Here is a 1,473-nt window from a genome sequence, read left to right as displayed (position 1 = left end):
TCTGCGTGCTGTCCGACAGCGGCACCATCACCGAGGAAGCCTCTCTTCTGAATTTGCCTGCCATTACTATTCGTAATGCGCACGAGCGCCCAGAAGGGATGGATGAGGGCACCCTCATCATGAGTGGCCTGAAAGTGGAAGGCGTTCTGGATGCCGTACGTGTGGTAACCAGCCAACACGATCGTACTCAGCGTGTTATCCCGGTCGTGAGGGATTACCAGGCAGGTCCTGTGTCGAAGCAGGTAGTTCGGGTCGTGCTGAGTTACACCGACTACATCAATCGTACTGTCTGGTCGAAATCCTGAGCGTCGTCGAGGTTTCAAAAATGCGTGTTTTATTGACAGGTGCTACGGGTTTCGTTGGTCGCGCAGTATTGGGCCGTTTGGCGGCCTCTGACGATCTGGAGCCGGTGGCAGCCATTCGTGGGCACGCCTTGCCTGACTGTCCGTCGCGCGTTACTACCATTCGAACCGCCGGGCTCAGCGCTGATACCGATTGGTCGCCGGCGCTGGATCAGGTGGAGGTTGTCATTCATGGCGCGGCTCGCGTTCACGTCATGAATGACACTGAATCCGATCCGCTGGAGGCGTTTCGTAAGGTCAATGTCGAGGGCACTCTAAGCCTCGCTCGGCAAGCAGCCTCGTTGGGTGTTCGGCGCTTTGTGTTCATCAGTTCGATCAAGGTGAATGGCGAAGGTACGCCGCTCAATCAGCCTTACTTCGCTGACGCGACACCCGCGCCTGGCGATCCGTATGGCATTTCGAAAATGGAGGCCGAGCAAGGGCTGCGCGAAATTGCGAGTGTCTCCGGGATGGAAGTGGTGATCATCCGTCCGGTGCTGGTTTACGGCCCGGGTGTCAGAGCCAACTTCCTGAACATGATGCGTTGGCTGGACAAGGGAATACCCTTGCCATTCGGGGCTATCCATAATCGGCGCAGCCTGGTCGCGCTCGACAATCTTTCTGATTTGATCGTGACCTGCATCCGCCATCCGGCCGCTGCCAATCAGACCTTCCTCGTCAGCGATGGGGAAGATTTGTCCACGACACAATTGTTGACGCGGATGGCGCAGGCGTTGGGTAAACCTGCACGCTTGCTGCCTGTGCCGAGCGTGTTGCTTGAGCGCGGTGCACAGCTTCTGGGCAAGCAGGCTTTGTCGCAACGACTGTGCGGTTCGTTGCAAGTCGATATAAGCAAAACTCGGGAATTGCTGGGCTGGACTCCTCCGGTCAGCGTCGATGAGGCGCTTGTCTCGGCTGCCAACTACTACAAGGAAAGGCAGCGCTAAGCTGATTTATGACAGTGCCGGTTCAATTGCAGAATTGATTTTGGCTGTTTCAGGAAGTTGACCTTTGAACACAATATGGTTGTTGGCGTTGGTGGTGGGTGTTTCATTCTTGGGCACCGGTGCATTGCGCAAATACGCATTGGCACGCAGCTTGATAGATGTTCCTAACGCGCGTAGTTCACATT

2 protein-coding genes and 1 pseudogene are annotated in these 1,473 nt (G+C 56.0%); all 3 read left to right on the top strand.

Annotated features, from left to right (window positions below; genetic code table 11):
- Positions 1 to 305 (top strand): UDP-N-acetylglucosamine 2-epimerase (locus ACRESJ_RS14660; protein ID WP_431758533.1); only part of this gene is annotated, 305 nt, incomplete at its 5' end.
- A gap of 20 nt (positions 306 to 325) precedes the next feature.
- Positions 326 to 1,288 carry a UDP-glucose 4-epimerase family protein gene (locus ACRESJ_RS14655; protein ID WP_431758532.1) on the top strand — a complete coding sequence of 321 codons (963 nt, stop codon included), beginning with the start codon at positions 326 to 328 and terminating at the stop codon, positions 1,286 to 1,288.
- A gap of 64 nt (positions 1,289 to 1,352) precedes the next feature.
- A pseudogene (locus ACRESJ_RS14650) lies at positions 1,353 to 1,473 on the top strand (glycosyl transferase); the annotation flags it as partial.

The organism is Pseudomonas sp. (assembly GCF_050739655.1).
Lineage (GTDB): Bacteria > Pseudomonadota > Gammaproteobacteria > Pseudomonadales > Pseudomonadaceae > Aquipseudomonas.
This window is presented reverse-complemented; position numbering and strand designations above follow the sequence as displayed.